Genomic DNA, 15,169 nt, shown 5'->3' with positions numbered 1-15,169 from the left:
TGATGCGGCGCGTGCGGCCGCCTGGCTTTGTTGATGTCGGGTTCTACCAGCGGATGCCGAACACGGTGCGCAGTTCTTCGAGTGCGGCTTCGTCGAGCGGCGCGGGCCGTGGATTCGTCATCAGCCACAGGCGCGCGGTCTCTTCGAGTTCTTCGAGCGCATACGCAGCCTGGGCAACCGAGCGCTCCCACACCACGGGGCCGAGGCGTTCGAGCAGGACGGCACGTACGGTGTCGGCAAGCGCGGCGATCTGCCCGGCCACGTGTGGATCGCCTGGCCGCCTGTAACGAATCAGGGGGACGTGCCCCACTTTCATGACGTAGTACGGGGTGATCGGCGGCAACACGTCCTGTTCGCTCCAGACGCCGGCCAGCGTCAGCGCAACCAGATGCGTCGAGTGCGTATGGACGATGCCGCGCGCTTCGCCGTTGCGCGCGTAGATGCCGCGATGCAGCGCCAACGTCTTCGACGGTTTGCCGCCGGATACCGCGTTGCCGGCCAGATCGACTTTGGCGATGTCGGCGGGATCGAGCCGGCCCAGACACGCATCGGTCGGCGTGATCAACCAGCCGTCATCGAGGCGCGCGCTGATGTTGCCGGCCGTGCCCACGGTGTAGCCGCGCTGATAGAGACTCGCACCGGTCACGCAGATGTCTTCGCGGACCTTCGCTTCGTTCGTCATGTGGAGTGCGGGCGTGCCGTTCATTGCACCGCTCCGTCGAGATGGCGCAGCGCTTTTTCGAAGAAATCGGTCGTGCCGAAGTTGCCGGATTTCAGCGCCAGCGCCAGCGGCACAGCGCCGGTCGTCGCGGTGGCCGGCACGCCGGGATCGATCTGGGCGCCGATGCGCAGTGTGCGCACTTCGAGCGCCTGCACCACCGCGCCCGAGGTCTCGCCGCCCGCCACCACGAACTTGCGCACGCCGCGTTCGCGCAGGCCGCGTGCGATCGACGCCAGGGTCGTTTCGACCAGATGCCCCGCCTCGTTGACACCGAGTTCGCGCTGCACCGCCTTGACTTCGTCGGGCGTGGCGGTGGCGTAGATCAGCACCGGCAGGGCTTTATCGAAGTGCTCCTGGGCAAACGCCAAAGCCTGCTCGACCACCGGCTCACCGCGCGCAACCGCCAGCGGATCAATGCGGAACGAAGAACGCGTTGCGCGCCACGCCGCCACCTGGGCGTTAGTCGCCTTGGATGCGCTGCCGGCGAGTACAACCGACAACCCTTCGACGCGAGGCAACTGCGCGGCATCGGCTTGTTCCGCGAGCAAACCGGCACGGCGGAAATTGCCGGGCAAACCCAGCGCAATACCCGAGCCGCCCGTGATGAGCGTGAGATCGGTGCACGCTTCGCCGAGCACGTAAAGATCCGCATCCGACACCGCATCGGCAATCGCTATCCGCACGCCGTCGTTGCGCAAAGCGTCAAACGATTGGCGCACCGTGGAGACGCCCTTGGCGACGGCGTCGTAACGCACCAGGCCGATTTTCGACCCGGTCTGCCGCTGCAGCACGCGAACGAGGTTCGCATCGCGCATCGGCGTGAGCGGATGGTTTTCCATACCCGACTCGTTGAGCAAGGTATCGCCGACGAACAGATGGCCTCGATAGATCGTGCGGCCATTCTCGGGAAACGCGGGGCAGGCGATCGTAAACGCCGTTGCTTCCGGGTCCGCGCGCAACGCATCGAGCAACGCATCCGTCACCGGGCCGAGGTTGCCCGCGTCGGTCGAATCGAAGGTCGAGCAGTATTTGAAGAAGAACTGGCGGCATCCTTGCGCGCGCAACCAGTCGAGTGCGGCAAGCGATTGCGCGACCGCGTCGGCGGCGGGAATCGTGCGCGATTTCAGCGCGACGACCAGCGCGTCAGCCTCGAGCGCTTCGTTCGACTCGGGCACGCCGATCGTCTGGACGGTGCGCATGCCGCCGCGCACCAGCATGTTGGCGAGATCGGTGGCACCGGTGAAATCGTCGGCGATACAGCCGAGCAACGCGCGTTTGGACGTGATGGTCATGAGCGGCTCCCGCGCTTATTTCGCCGCCGGCACGTCGATGCCGGGAAAAATCTTGATCACGGCAGAATCGTCTTCACCGCCGTGACCGGCCGAGGACGCCATCATGAACATCTGGTGCGCCGCCGCCGAGAGCGGCAAAGGAAACTTCGAACGGCGCGCGGTATCGAGCACGAGGCCGAGATCCTTGACGAAGATATCGACCGCCGACAGCGGCGTGTAATCGCCGTTCAGAATGTGCGGCACGCGGTTCTCGAACATCCACGAATTGCCCGCGCTATGCGTGATGACCTCGTACAGCGCATCGGCATCCACGCCTTCGCGCAAACCGAGCGCCATGGCCTCGGCAGCCACCGCAATATGCACGCCGGCCAGCAACTGATTGATGATCTTCACTTTCGACCCGGCGCCGTGCGCCGAACCGAGGCGATACACCTTGCCGGCCATCGCGGCCAGCACGTCCTCGCACGCGGCATAGGCCGCGTCCGGACCGGACGTCATCATCGTCATCTCGCCGGATGCGGCGCGCGCCGCGCCACCCGACACCGGCGCATCGAGCATGTGCAAACCGGCCGCCTCGAGCCGTTGACCGAGGTCGACCGCGAAGTCCGGCGCGACGGTCGCGCTGGCGATCACGACACCGCCCTTCTTCATGGCGGCGACCGCGCCTTGCGCACCGAACAGCACCGCTTCGGTCTGCGCGGCATTGACGACGAGCGTGACGACCACCCCGCATTGCGCGCCGAGCTCAGCCGGCGACGCGCAAGCCACACCGCCCTCGGCGACGAACGCTTGCAGGACCTGACTGCGCAGATCGCACGCGTGAACCCGAAAACCCGCCCGCAACAACGAACGCGCGACACCCAGACCCATTGCACCAAGACCGATGACACCGACACTTCTGGACATACCTGACCTCTGAAAATTCGTTAGCGGCTGGCGCCGCAAGCGCTCGCGCTCAGCAAATACCCGCTTGCTCGAGCCGCCGCGCCGCGTTGTACATATGGGTGCGCGCCGCATTGCGCGCCGCCATCGGATCTCCCGCGCGAATCGCGGCGACGATCGCCGCGTGCTCTTCGCGCACCTGACGCGAGAAGTCCTCGCGCAGCGCTTCATTGCGCCGCGTCACCACCGTGCCCGCTTCGAGGTACTGATTCAGGAACGTGAGCGTCTTGAGGAAATACGGATTGCCGGTGGCCGCGGCGATGGCGCGATGAAACGCGACGTCTTCGGCGACGCCGTCCTCGCCTTCTGCCACGGCTTCGTCGATCCTGGCGAGCGCGGCATCGATCGACACCATATCGGCGTCGCTGCGCCGCATCGCGGCTTCCGATGCGACTTCGGCTTCGATCGCCCGCCGCAGCGCGAGGATTTGCAGCACCGAGCCGGCCTCGACGGCTTCCGCGTAATCGATGCGCAGTGGCCGGATCGCGCCGTGCGCGGCGACGAACACACCGCTGCCCTGACGCGGCTCGACCACGCCTTCGTTCTTCAGCCGCGAAATCGCCTCGCGAATCACCGTGCGGCTCACGCCGAACTGCTGTGCCAGCACCGCCTCGGTCGGCAGCTTGCCGCCGCGCTCGAAGGTGCCTTTGTCGATCTGCTTGAGGAGCTGCTGCGCGACCGTGTCGCTCAGTGCCCGCGCAGGAATCTTGTCGAACATCGATTACCTCGATTGATCATGTTATCGGGTCATCATACAAATTTTTGGTCGTGGCTACATCCATGCAAACCCTGAGTACCGGCGGCGAGGCGCGAGGCGCACCGACTACGTGATCTCGTGCGCCGCGCGCAGCGATCGGCCATGCTAGGCTACGCGCAGATATGTCCCGCATGGTATAAATTCCGTCGGCAGGAAAAGAAACATCGAAAGTTCACGTTGCCTGAATATCCGCGTCCGCTCCCTCGTTTAGGTTGAACGCAGGCGATATAAGGTGGATCGATGATCGACGTTATCCAGCGTATTGTCCGGCAGCGGCGCCTGTGCATCGCGCTATGCGGTTGCGCCGCCGTCGCCGGCTGCATGGTCGGTCCCGACTACCGCACGCCCCCCGCGCCCGCTACCGACACCTACACCGCCTCGCCATTGCCCGAGCAGACCGCCTCTTCTCCAGGGGCCGCCGGCTTGCCGCAGCGCTTCGCGCCGGGACAGGACATTCCCGCCGCCTGGTGGGCGCTCTTTCATTGCGAGCCGCTCGACGCGCTGATCCGCCAGGCCCTCGTCAACAGCCCGAACATCGCCGCGGCGCAAGCCGCATTGCGGCAGGCACGCGAAAACTTCTCGGCGCAAGCCGGCGGCACCCTTCTGCCCAGCGTCGACGCGCAACTCGGCGCCACGCGCGAAAAATTGAACGGCATCGCCTTCGGCCAGCCCGGTGTGATCGATGAGTTCAATCTGTACAACGCATCGGTGAACGTGTCCTACAAACTCGACGTGTTCGGCGGTGCACGGCGCGAGCTCGAAGCGTTGCACGCGCAGATCGACTACCAGCGTTTCCAGTTGCAGGCCGCCTATCTCGCGATGTCGGCCGACATCGTGACCGCGGCAGTCAAGGACGCGTCGCTGCGCGCGCAGATCGAGGCAACCGAGCGGATCGCCGCGGAAGAAGACGAGCAACTGGGCGTACTCGGCAAACAGTTCGAACTGGGGGGCGTGGGCCGCACGGCAGTGCTCGCGCAGCAGACTCTGTTGGCGCAGACCCGCGCCACGCTGCCGCCGTTGCAACAACAACTCGACCAGGTGCGCCACCAGCTCGCGGTGCTGGCCGGCAAACTGCCCAGCGACGCCGCGTTGCCTGAATTCCGGCTCGAGATGTTTTCGTTGCCCGAGACGCTGCCCGTCAGCCTGCCGTCGGCGCTGGTGCAGCAGCGGCCCGACATCCTCGCCGCCGACGCCGTGCTGCATCAGGCCAGCGCGCAAATCGGCGTGGCGACCGCGGCGATGTATCCGCAGATCACGCTGTCCGCCAGCTACGGCGCCGAGGCCCTGACACCGGCCCAGGTGTTCAAGGCCGGCAGCACGATCTGGAGCCTGGGCGCCAACCTGCTGCAACCGGTCTTCCACGGCGGGCAACTGAGCGCGCAGAAGCGCGCGGCCGAGGCGGCGTACGAGCAGGCCGATGCGCAATATCGCGAAACGGTGCTGCTGGCGTTCCAGAACGTCGCGGACACGCTGCGCGCACTCGATCACGACGCGACCGGCCTGAAAGCGCAGACGGACGCCTGGCGCTCCGCCAGCGATTCGCTGGAACTCACGCGCGGACAGTATCGCGTCGGCGGCGTGAGCTACCTGTCGCTTCTCGATGCCCAACGCCAGTACCAGCAAACGGTGGTGAGCCTCGCGCAGGCCCAGGCGTCCCGCTACGCCGATACCGCGGCCCTCTTCCAGGCGCTCGGCGGCGGCTGGTGGAACGCCGCCGCGCCGGCCACCGCCGCAACGACGCATTGACTGACGCATCGACATAGCCAGGCAGAACGCTCGCGGTACCGCTCTTTGCAACACACGCTGTCAGACACGAAGGCATGCAAGGTCCGGCGCCTCGCCCAATGCCGTGCAAGGACATCACGATGACCGAAAGAAAACCGATGACGAAGCGGATGGTGATCATGCTGATCTGTGTCGGCCTGCTGCTGGCCGCACTCGTCGGCTTCAACCAGTTTCGCTCGTACATGTTCGCCAAATTCATGGCGGGCAACGCGGCGCCGCCCGCCACCGTCTCGGCGGTCGTCGCCCGCTATCAGTCGTGGCAACCGCAGCTTGCGGCGGTCGGCAGCCTGCGCGCCGTGCGCGGCGTCGATGTCACCACCGAAGTCGCGGGCCTCGTGCGCGAGGTGGCGTTCAGCTCGGGACAGGAAGCGAAAGCCGGGCAAGTGCTGGTCAGGCTCAATGCCGACAGCGACGTGGCGCTGCTCCAGTCGCTCCAGGCCGCGGCGGAACTCGCGCAGACGGTCTACACGCGCGACAAGGCGCAGTACGACATCAAGGCGATCGCCAAGGCGCAGCTCGACGCCGACGCCGCCGACCTGAAGGGCAAGAAGGCGCAAGTCGCGCAACAGGCCGCGCTCGTCGACAAGAAGACCATTCGCGCGCCGTTTGCGGGGCGCCTCGGCATCACCACGATCAATCCGGGCCAATACATCAATCCGGGCGATGCGATCGTCACGCTGCAGGCGATCGATCCGATCTACGCCGATTTCTACCTGCCGCAGCAACAGCTCGGCCAGCTCGCGATCGGCCAGGCCATCGTGGTCGACACCAATGCGTTCAGCGGGCAAACGTTCGTGGGCAAGATCCAGTCGCTCAGCCCGAAAGTCGACAGCGCCACGCGCAACGTGCAGATCGAAGCGAGCGTGGACAATCACGAGCGCAAGCTGCTGCCCGGCATGTACGCGAACGTGAAGATCGACGCGGGCGCCGGACAGCGCTACCTGACGCTGCCGCAAACGGCCATCACCTACAACCCCTATGGCGCGACCGTGTTCGTCGTCAAGCCGGGCACGCAACCCAATGCGCAAGGCAAGACGCTGCCCGTCGCGCAGCAGGTGTTCGTCACGCCAGGGCCGACGCGCGGCGATCAGGTTGCGATCCTCAAAGGTGTCGACGCCGGCACGCAGGTCGTGACGAGCGGGCAACTCAAGCTCAAGAACGGCACGCCGCTCGTCATCAACAACAGCGTGCAGCCGTCGGACAGTCCAAACCCGACGCCGCAGGAACAATAGAGAGACCGCGCGATGACATTCACCGATCTCTTCATCCGGCGGCCCGTGCTCGCATCGGTCGTCAGCCTGTTGATCCTCGTGCTTGGGCTGCGCGCGCTGGCCACCCTGAAAGTCAGCCAGTATCCGCAAACCGAAAACGCCGTCGTGACGATCAGCACGGCCTACTATGGCGCAAACGCCGACACCATCGCCGGTTTCATCACGCAGCCGCTCGAAGCGGCGATCGCCCAGGCGCAAGGCATCGACTATCTGTCTTCGACGAGCAGCACCGGCGTGTCGACGATTACCGCGACATTGCGCCTGAACTATGACGCGAACCGCGCGCTGACCGAGATCAACACGCAGATCGGCTCGGTGCGCAACCAGTTGCCGCCGCAGGCGCAGCAGCCGGTGCTGACGGTACAGACCGGGCAGACCACCGACGCGATGTACATGGGCTTCTACAGCGACGTGCTGCCGAGCAACAACGTCACGGATTACCTGCTGCGCGTCATCAAACCCAAGCTCGATTCGATCGAAGGCGTGCAGACAGCCGAAATTCTCGGCGGCCGGCAGTTCGCGTTGCGCGCGTGGCTCGATTCGACGCGGCTCGCCGCCCACGGCGTGACGGCAACCGACGTTTTCACGGCGCTCGGCAACAACAACTACCTCGCGACACTCGGCACGACCAAGGGGCAAATGGTCAGCGTGGACCTGAACGCAGGCACGGACCTGCATACCGTCGACGATTTCAAGCAACTCGTCATCAAGCAGAAAAACGGCGCGATCGTGCGCCTCGAAGACGTCGCGAACGTCGTGCTCGGCGCCGACAGCTACGACTTCAACGTCGCGTTCAGCGGCAAGCGCTCAGTGTTCATCGGCATCAAGGTCGCGCCGGACGCCAACATCCTCGACGTCGCCAAGCGCGTGAAGGCTGTCTTTCCCGGGTTGCAGAAGCAGTTTCCAACCGGCATGACGGGGGAAATCGTTTATGACGCGACCGATTTCGTCAACACGGCAATCGTCGAAGTGATCAAGACGCTGGTCGAGGCGCTGCTGATCGTCACGGCGGTGATTTTCCTGTTCCTCGGCAGCTTCCGCGCGGTCATCGTGCCGCTGATCGCGATGCCGTTGTCGCTCATCGGCACATTCTTCGTGATGCAGGTGCTCGGCTATTCGATCAACCTGCTGACGCTGCTCGCGCTCGTGCTCGCGATCGGGCTCGTCGTGGACGACGCGATCATCGTCGTCGAAAACGTCGACCGGCATATGAAGGAGGAAGGCAAGGCGCCGCTCGATGCCGCGCTGATCGCCGCACGCGAACTCGGCGGACCGATCCTCGCGATGACCGTCGTGCTGATTGCCGTGTATGTGCCGATCGGTTTTCAGGGCGGCCTGACAGGCGCCCTCTTCACCGAGTTCGCCTTCTCGCTCGCCGGCGCGGTGACGGTGTCCGGCGTGATCGCGCTGACGTTGTCGCCGATGATGTGCTCGCGCTTTTTCCGTATGGAGCAGGAATCCGGGCGTTTCACGCGCTTCGTCGACCGCCAGTTCGAACGCGTCCATCGTGGCTACGGCCGCCTGTTGCACGCGACGCTCGACACCTGGCCCGTGTTCACCGTGATGGGCGCGCTGCTGCTCGGCGGCACGGTCTATCTGTTCATGACCTCGAAAGCGGAGCTCGCGCCGCAGGAGGATCAGGGGATCGTCCTGTCGCAGATCCAGGGGCCGCCGAACGCGACCATCCAGCAGATGCAGATGTATGCGGACCAGGTCTTCGATATCTCCAAAGCACTGCCTGAATATGCGCAGATGTTCCAGCTCACGGGCGCGCCGACCCTCAACCAGGGGATCGGCGGCGTGCTGTTCAAGACGTGGGACCAGCGCAGCAAGGGCGCGACCGTTTTGCAACAGGAATTGCAGCAGAAATGGAATCAGATTGCCGGTGCGCGCGTGGCCGCGTTCCAGTTTCCGCCGCTGCCGGGTTCGCAGGGCTTGCCGGTGCAGTTCGTCATCAGCACGACGGAGCCTTTCGAGAATCTCAACGAAGTGTCGCAGGCAGTCCTGCAAAAAGCCCGCGCGAGCGGGATGTTTTTCTTTGTCGACAGCGATCTCAAGCTCGACAAGCCGGAGGCCACGCTCGTCGTGGACCGCGACAAGGTCGCCTCGCTCGGGCTCTCGCAGAGCGACGTCGGGCAAGCGCTCGGTTCGGCGCTCGGCGGCGGCTATGTCAACTACTTCTCGATCGCCGGGCGCTCGTACAAGGTGATTCCGCAGGTCTTGCAGACCGACCGCCTGAATCCTTCGCAGGTGCTCGACTACTACCTGCGCACGCCGGACGGCAGTGTCATGCCGGCTTCGACGATTGCGCATCTCGAACACAACGTCGTGCCGGAATCGATCAACCACTTCCAGCAACTCAACTCGGCGACGATCTCTGGCGTGATCGTGCCGGGCGTGTCGCAAGGCGAGGTGCTCGATTTTCTGCGCAAGGCGACCACCGAGGTTGCGCCAGCAGGCTATGCAGCGGACTACTCGGGCCAGTCGCGGCAGTTCGTGCAGGAATCGGGCGGCTTCGTCATCACGCTGCTGCTCGCGACGATCATTGTGTTCCTGGCGCTGGCGGCGCAATTCGAGAGTTTCCGTGACCCGATCGTGATCCTGGTGTCGGTGCCGATGGCGCTGTTCGGCGCGCTCATCTTCATCAACATCGGCCTGACGACGCTGAACATCTACACGCAGGTCGGGCTCGTCACGCTGATGGGGCTCGTCAGCAAGCACGGCATCCTGATCGTGCAGTTCGCCAACGAGCTGCAACACGCCGGCAAGTCGAAGCGCGACGCCCTGGAGGAAGCGGCGGCCGTGCGGCTGCGCCCGATTCTGATGACGACCGCGGCCATGGTGCTTGGCGTGGTGCCGCTCGTGATCGCCTCGGGAGCGGGCGCCGCGGGCCGCAATGCGATGGGGCTCGTGATCTTCACGGGTCTGTCGATCGGCACCCTCTTTACGTTATTCGTGGTGCCCGCGATGTATATGTTCCTCGCCGCCGATCATCATCGGGACGCTGGCGCGCGGGACCTTGGGGCGCAGGAGGCGGGTTAGCGTTGAACCCGTCTTCTGCGCTCCGCTCGAGGACACCCGGGCAACACGGCTCGCGTCAGGCCACCTTTATTCGCGGCGGGGGCAACGCCCTTCTGGCCAACGAGTTATTTATAATCAATGACTTATCCAATTGACGCCGAGCAGATTTCAGGCGCGGCGAGCGGAGGGCAAAAGCGCGCAAAGTTGGCGAAACGGAAGGCTTAAGCTATCGTCACGCCTTTGCACCGCATCGCGCCGGCCGAATCGCGCGAACGCTATGCGCCCTTCCTCGAACGCATCTTTCAAGGTCCATGAGCAAAGCCCTGCCACCGCCTTCCGCCGATCCTGTCAGCGCCGAACCGGCCGCGGACAAACCGGGCGACTCGTATGTGCAGTCGTTCGCGCGGGGCCTCTCGGTGATTCGCGCGTTCAACGCCGCCCGCCCCGAACAAACGCTCACTGACGTCGCCGCCGCCACCGGCCTGACACGCGCCGGCGCACGCCGCATTCTGCTGACCCTGCAGACGCTCGGCTACGTGGAAGCCGAAGGCCGCCTGTTCCGCCTCACGCCGAAGATTCTCGACCTCGGTTTCGCCTATCTGACCTCGATGCCGTTCTGGAATCTCGCTGAACCGGTGATGGAAAGTCTGTCGGCACAGGTTCACGAGAGTTGCTCGGCGGCCGTGCTCGACCGCACCGAGATCGTCTATGTGCTGCGCGTGCCGACTCATAAGATCATGACCATCAACCTGTCGATCGGCAGCCGTTTGCCGGCGTATTGCACGTCGATGGGCCGGGTGCTGCTGTCCGCGCTCGACGACGAAACGCTCGACGCGACCCTGAATTCGACGCCGCTCTACGCGCACACGCCGCGCACGGTGACCGACAAGGAGGAGCTGAAAAAGCTGATCGCGCAGGTGCGCCGTCAGGGATGGGCGATTGTCGACCAGGAGCTGGAAGGCGGTCTGATTTCGCTGTCCGCGCCGATTCGCAACCGCCAGGGGCGCGTGATCGCGGCAATGAATATCAGCGGCAACGCCCAGCGCAATTCGGCCAAACAGATGGTGAAGGCGTTTCTGGAGCCGCTGCAGCAGGCCGCGCAGACAGTCTCGGACCTGGTGGCGCGGCGCGGTTGATGACAGGTCAATCAATCGGCTTGTCCGCCGTCTCTTTCAGCAGCGACACCGCGATCAACGACACCACCACGCACGCCGTCACGTAGCCGGCCGGCGCCAGCTTGTTGCCGGTCAGTTTGATCAGCCACGTTGCGATCAGCTGCGCGGTGCCGCCGAATACGCACACGCTCAGCGCGTAAGCGATCGAAATACCGGTGGCGCGCACACGCCGCGGGAATGACTCGCACATCAAGGCGAATTCCGACGCCGATCCCATCGAGTAGAACAGCAGCATCAGCGCGGTCAGGGACATGATGACGGGCACCTGCGGAAAGCGGTTGATCAGCATGAAGGACGGAAACAGCAGCAACACCAGTACGCCACGCCCGAGCAGAATCGGCCGCTTACGGCTGCCGATACGATCGGACAGCATGCCGAACAGCGGACACATGACGAGCACCACGACGCCCGACGCGACGCCGACCAGCATCGACAGCGACATCGGCAGGCCGAGCGTGTGGATCGCATAGGTCGGCATGAAGAAGGTCAGGATGTAGGTGGAGACCGTGCCGCCCATCACCGTGAGCGTAATCAGCAACAGCGGGCGCAGGTGCTCGGTGAAGAGTTCGTGCAGCACGCCGCGTTCAATGGCGTGGCTGTGCGCGCCTGCGGAATCGTCCGCGAGACGGCGGCGCAGATACATGCCGACCGGCGCGATCAGCACGCCGATCAGAAACGGAATGCGCCAACCCCAGCTTTCCAGCGACTCCTTCGGCAGAACGGCCGAAAGCGCCGCCGCCATGCCCGAACCCATCAGCACCGCGCCGCCTTGCGTCGCCAGCTGCCAGCTGGCGCGAAAACCACGCCGCGTGCCGCCGCCCTGCTCCAGCAAGGTGGACGTCGCCGCGCCGAACTCGCCGCCCTGCGAGAAGCCTTGCACGAGACGCGCCAGCACGATGAGCAGCGGCGCGGCGAGACCGATCTGCGCATAGGTCGGTGCAATCGCGATCGTGCCGGTGCTCACCGCCATCAGCATGATAGTCAGACTGAGCGCCGCCTTGCGGCCTTTGCGGTCCGCATACACGCCGAGCATCACGCTGCCGAGCGGCCGCGTGATGAAACCTGCAGCGAAAGTCGCCACGGACAACAGCAGCGAGGTCGTCGGATCCGCCGACGGGAAAAACAGCTTACCGATAATCACGGCAAAAAAGCCGTACACAGTGAAATCGAAAAACTCGAGCCAGTTGCCGATCACTGCGGCGGCAATGGCGCCGCGGCTGGTGGTGCGGGTGGTGTGGACGGCGCGGCTCGCATCCGTTGTGGCGTTCATCGCAGGTCTTCCTCGTCGTTATGGTTGTGGGGCTGGCGGTACGAACTCAAGGCGTGCGCATCGGCAGCTCATTGGCGTCCGAGGCGACTCACTAGCGCCTCAGGTGCTTCATTGCCCCAGATACCGCTCCACCAGCCGTGTCCAGAATGCCGCACCGATCGGCAAATTACGGTCGTTGAAGTCGTAATGCGGGTTGTGCACCATGCAACCGTCTTCGCCCGCGCCGTTGCCGATCCGCAGGAACGTGCCGGGCCGTTTCTGAAGCATGAAGGCAAAGTCTTCGCTGCCCATCAGGATGTCGGTCTGCTCGACCACTTTGTCGTCGCCAACCAGCTCACGCGCCACCTGCACCGCGAAATCCGTTTCGGCATCCGAATTGATCACCACCGGATAGCCTTCGATATACTCCACCACCGCCTTGCCGCCAAAGCTCGCGGCCTGGCTTTCGGCGAGTTCGGTAATGCGTTTCTTCAGCAGCGCGCGCACGTCGGGGCTGAACGAACGCACGCTCAATTCCAGCCTCGCGCTGCTTGAAATCACGTTGTTCGCGGTGCCGGCGTGCATCGAACCGACCGTCACCACCGCCGGCTGCGAAGGATCGACGTTACGCGCGACGATCGTCTGCAACGCCATCACGATGCTCGCCGCCACCACCACCGGATCGACCGTCAGATGCGGGCGCGCCGCATGACCGCCGACGCCCTCGATCGTGATGATCGCCTTGTCGCCCGCCGACATGAACGGCCCCTTGCGGAACAGCATCACCCCCGGCTCCTCGCCCGGATGGTTGTGCACACCGAACACGGCGTCGCACGGGAAGCGCTCGAACAGGCCGTCGTTGATCATCTTCAGCGCGCCGCTGTCGATGCCGCTCTCTTCGGCCGGCTGGAAATACAGATGCACGGTGCCCGAAAAATTGCGTGTGGCGGCAAGGCGCTGCGCGGCGCCCAGCAGCATCGTCGTGTGGCCGTCGTGGCCGCATGCGTGCATCTTGCCGTGCGTACCGCTCGCATACGGCAACCCGGTTTGTTCGATGATCGGCAGCGCGTCCATGTCGGCGCGAATGCCGATGCTGCGCGTGCCGTTGCCCACCTTCAGCGTGCCCACCACGCCGGTTTGACCGACGCCGCGCGTGACCTGCCAGCCCCATTGTTCGAGCTTCCCGGCCACCAGCGCGCCGGTTTGCACTTCCTCGTAGGCGAGCTCCGGATGGCGATGGATGTGATGGCGGATCTCACGCAGGCTCTCGGTTGCAGGCGCCAGGTCGGACAGTTCGGTAAAACGCGCGGCTTCGCTCATCTATCGCTCCATGGAATTCACGCCGCATCGCGCGGCAAACAGGCAAGCACTATAGCCACGCCGTTTTGTTCGAATAAGATGCTGTTTTTTTCACCCCGATTAACACGCTTTATATACGGGATTACCCTCATGAAGCTGCAACAACTGCAAGCCTTCGTCGCGGCCGCCCATCACCGCAGTCTGCGCGCCGCCGCGCGCGAACTCGGCGTGACGCAACCGGCCGTCACGCATTCGATTCGCGAGCTGGAGAGCGCGCTCAATGCCGGATTGATGGTGCGCAGCGTGCGTGGCATCGAGTTGACGGCGTGCGGGCTTGCGCTGTTGCCGCGCGCGGAACAGTTGCTGGGCGATATGCGCCGCACCATCGAAGCGGTCGAACAGGTGAAGGGGGAACTGGCCGGCAAGGTGAGTGTGGGCACGATGCCGTCGATCGCGTTGACTGCCCTGCCGCACGCGGTTTCGAAGTTTCGCCGCGCGATGCCGCTCGTGAGTCTGCATCTGGAAGAAGTCACGATTCCGGATGCCGTCGCGCGTTTGCGCAACGGTGCGCTCGATATCGCGGCGATCCATCACGTGCAGGCACTCGACGGCGATCTGGTGCAGGCGCCGCTCTACTCCACGCAGTTCGTCGTCGCGATGCGCGCCGGGCATCCGCTGGCGAACGTCACGCGTCTGCACGAATTGCTCGACGCGGAGTGGATCGTGACCGTGGGCGCGGATCACTTTCCGCATAGCGTACTGATGGCGATGTTCAACGCGCACGGCTTGCCGGTGCCGAAGCGGCTGGTGCGCGCACCGTCGTCGTTCTCGGTGGCGCTCGGGCTGGTGTCGCAAACGGACGTGATCAGTTGCTTTACGAGGCCGCTTGCGCAGATGGTTGCGCCGCTAGGGATACGCATCGCGCAGATTGAAGAGGCGCTGCCAAGTTACGATCTCAGCATCATTTCGCGGCGTGACTTGCTGCCTACGCCGGCGGTGCGGCAGTTTGTATCGTGTCTGGAGGAAGCGACCCGCGAGCGGATGGCGGCGACCGGGTAGTCGAATCTATCGAACCTGGCGAACGTGGCGAACATCGCGAATGCCGGGAATGCCGGCCTCCGCCTGCAAAAAGGCGATCAGCGCGTGCCCTGCGTCTTCCAGCGCCCCGGAGTTATCGATCGTCGTGCAGCGAAGCCCTTGCGGCAATGAAAACGGCGCCCGTCGTGCAAGCCTCGCCGCAACCTGTTCCGCCGACTCACGCGCCCGCGCGCCGAGCCGGGCTTCGAGAATATGCGGCGCGGCGTCCACATGCACGACTTCCGTGTGCGGATAACGCGCCAGCGTATGCTGCAAATGCTGACGCGACCCGTTGACGACAACCGTGCAACCGCGTGCAAGCCATGCATCGAGTTCGATACCGATGCCGTAACGCAGCGAATGGCTCGACCATTCGAGCGCGAACAGACCGAGCACCGAACGCGCCGCGAATTCTTCGACGCTCAACGCAACATGCGCTTCACCGTTGCCACTCGGCCGCGTGATGTAGCGATGCGCAAACAGAATCGGCTCGCCCATCAGGCGGCTGCGCGCAAAACCCAGCAATGAATCCTTGCCCGCGCCGGACGGCCCCATCACATAGACCAGACGACCTGCCATT

The 15,169-nt window shown here is 64.5% G+C and carries 12 protein-coding genes; 5 read left to right on the top strand and 7 right to left on the bottom strand.

Translation table 11 applies throughout. The annotated features are described in order from the left end of the window. Positions 1–43 precede the first annotated feature (43 nt). From otnC to DSC91_RS03670, 4 genes are read right to left on the bottom strand one after another with little or no spacing between them, the layout of a single operon-like run. On the bottom strand, positions 44–706 hold the full coding sequence (gene otnC, locus DSC91_RS03685) for a 3-oxo-tetronate 4-phosphate decarboxylase (RefSeq protein WP_115776876.1): 663 nt from the start codon (positions 704–706) through the stop codon (positions 44–46). Next, complete coding sequence (otnK, locus tag DSC91_RS03680) at positions 703–2,013, bottom strand: 3-oxo-tetronate kinase (RefSeq protein ID WP_115776875.1); 1,311 nt, start codon at positions 2,011–2,013, stop codon at positions 703–705. Before otnK ends, otnC begins: the two co-directional genes overlap by 4 nt. A gap of 15 nt (positions 2,014–2,028) precedes the next feature. Continuing rightward, on the bottom strand, positions 2,029–2,958 hold the full coding sequence (gene ltnD / locus DSC91_RS03675; protein WP_373291915.1) for an L-threonate dehydrogenase: 930 nt from the start codon (positions 2,956–2,958) through the stop codon (positions 2,029–2,031). Between the two features lie 10 nt (positions 2,959–2,968). Then, positions 2,969–3,673 carry a FadR/GntR family transcriptional regulator gene (locus tag DSC91_RS03670; protein ID WP_115776873.1) on the bottom strand — a complete coding sequence of 235 codons (705 nt, stop codon included), beginning with the start codon at positions 3,671–3,673 and terminating at the stop codon, positions 2,969–2,971. A 279-nt stretch (positions 3,674–3,952) separates the two neighbouring features. On the opposite strand from DSC91_RS03670, the gene DSC91_RS03665 reads away from it, so the two are divergent. The 4 genes from DSC91_RS03665 to DSC91_RS03650 all read left to right on the top strand — a co-directional run bounded on the left by DSC91_RS03665 (position 3,953) and on the right by DSC91_RS03650 (position 10,925). Continuing rightward, positions 3,953–5,458 (top strand): efflux transporter outer membrane subunit, encoded by a 1,506-nt coding sequence (locus DSC91_RS03665; RefSeq protein WP_115776872.1) that lies wholly within the window; start codon positions 3,953–3,955, stop codon positions 5,456–5,458. Between the two features lie 119 nt (positions 5,459–5,577). Beyond that, a complete protein-coding gene (locus DSC91_RS03660) occupies positions 5,578–6,729 on the top strand; it encodes an efflux RND transporter periplasmic adaptor subunit (RefSeq protein WP_115779678.1) in 1,152 nt (383 codons plus the stop codon). Positions 6,730–6,741: 12 nt separating this feature from the next. Beyond that, positions 6,742–9,810 (top strand): efflux RND transporter permease subunit, encoded by a 3,069-nt coding sequence (locus tag DSC91_RS03655; protein WP_115776871.1) that lies wholly within the window; start codon positions 6,742–6,744, stop codon positions 9,808–9,810. Between the two features lie 290 nt (positions 9,811–10,100). After that, complete coding sequence (locus tag DSC91_RS03650) at positions 10,101–10,925, top strand: IclR family transcriptional regulator (RefSeq protein ID WP_115776870.1); 825 nt, start codon at positions 10,101–10,103, stop codon at positions 10,923–10,925. A gap of 7 nt (positions 10,926–10,932) precedes the next feature. On the opposite strand, the gene DSC91_RS03645 is transcribed toward DSC91_RS03650, so the two are convergent. Both DSC91_RS03645 and DSC91_RS03640 read right to left on the bottom strand, forming a co-directional pair. Beyond that, the gene (locus tag DSC91_RS03645; RefSeq protein ID WP_115776869.1) at positions 10,933–12,234 is read right to left on the bottom strand and encodes an MFS transporter; all 1,302 of its coding nucleotides are present in this window, start codon (positions 12,232–12,234) and stop codon (positions 10,933–10,935) included. 108 nt (positions 12,235–12,342) lie between these two features. Beyond that, entirely contained in the window at positions 12,343–13,533 is a 1,191-nt protein-coding gene (locus DSC91_RS03640) for a M20 aminoacylase family protein (protein ID WP_115776868.1), read from the bottom strand. A 129-nt stretch (positions 13,534–13,662) separates the two neighbouring features. On the opposite strand from DSC91_RS03640, the gene DSC91_RS03635 reads away from it, so the two are divergent. Then, on the top strand, positions 13,663–14,571 hold the full coding sequence (locus tag DSC91_RS03635; protein ID WP_115776867.1) for a LysR family transcriptional regulator: 909 nt from the start codon (positions 13,663–13,665) through the stop codon (positions 14,569–14,571). Between the two features lie 6 nt (positions 14,572–14,577). On the opposite strand, the gene phnN is transcribed toward DSC91_RS03635, so the two are convergent. After that, on the bottom strand, positions 14,578–15,168 hold the full coding sequence (gene phnN, locus DSC91_RS03630; protein WP_115776866.1) for a phosphonate metabolism protein/1,5-bisphosphokinase (PRPP-forming) PhnN: 591 nt from the start codon (positions 15,166–15,168) through the stop codon (positions 14,578–14,580). Position 15,169 lies beyond the last annotated feature (1 nt).

Origin of the sequence: Paraburkholderia caffeinilytica (genome assembly GCF_003368325.1) — a bacterium.
Classification (GTDB): domain Bacteria; phylum Pseudomonadota; class Gammaproteobacteria; order Burkholderiales; family Burkholderiaceae; genus Paraburkholderia; species Paraburkholderia caffeinilytica.
This window is presented reverse-complemented; position numbering and strand designations above follow the sequence as displayed.

Excerpts from the sequence above, each read along its gene's own strand:
- DSC91_RS03650 (WP_115776870.1), top strand. The coding sequence starts at position 10,101 with ATGAGCAAAGCCCTGCCACCGCCTTCCGCCGATCCTGTCAGCGCCGAA.
- DSC91_RS03645 (WP_115776869.1), bottom strand. The coding sequence starts at position 12,234 with ATGAACGCCACAACGGATGCGAGCCGCGCCGTCCACACCACCCGCACC.
- DSC91_RS03655 (WP_115776871.1), top strand. The coding sequence starts at position 6,742 with ATGACATTCACCGATCTCTTCATCCGGCGGCCCGTGCTCGCATCGGTC.
- phnN (WP_115776866.1), bottom strand. The coding sequence starts at position 15,168 with ATGGCAGGTCGTCTGGTCTATGTGATGGGGCCGTCCGGCGCGGGCAAG.
- DSC91_RS03665 (WP_115776872.1), top strand. The coding sequence starts at position 3,953 with ATGATCGACGTTATCCAGCGTATTGTCCGGCAGCGGCGCCTGTGCATC.
- otnC (WP_115776876.1), bottom strand. The coding sequence starts at position 706 with ATGAACGGCACGCCCGCACTCCACATGACGAACGAAGCGAAGGTCCGC.
- DSC91_RS03670 (WP_115776873.1), bottom strand. The coding sequence starts at position 3,673 with ATGTTCGACAAGATTCCTGCGCGGGCACTGAGCGACACGGTCGCGCAG.
- otnK (WP_115776875.1), bottom strand. The coding sequence starts at position 2,013 with ATGACCATCACGTCCAAACGCGCGTTGCTCGGCTGTATCGCCGACGAT.
- DSC91_RS03660 (WP_115779678.1), top strand. The coding sequence starts at position 5,578 with ATGACCGAAAGAAAACCGATGACGAAGCGGATGGTGATCATGCTGATC.
- DSC91_RS03635 (WP_115776867.1), top strand. The coding sequence starts at position 13,663 with ATGAAGCTGCAACAACTGCAAGCCTTCGTCGCGGCCGCCCATCACCGC.
- DSC91_RS03640 (WP_115776868.1), bottom strand. The coding sequence starts at position 13,533 with ATGAGCGAAGCCGCGCGTTTTACCGAACTGTCCGACCTGGCGCCTGCA.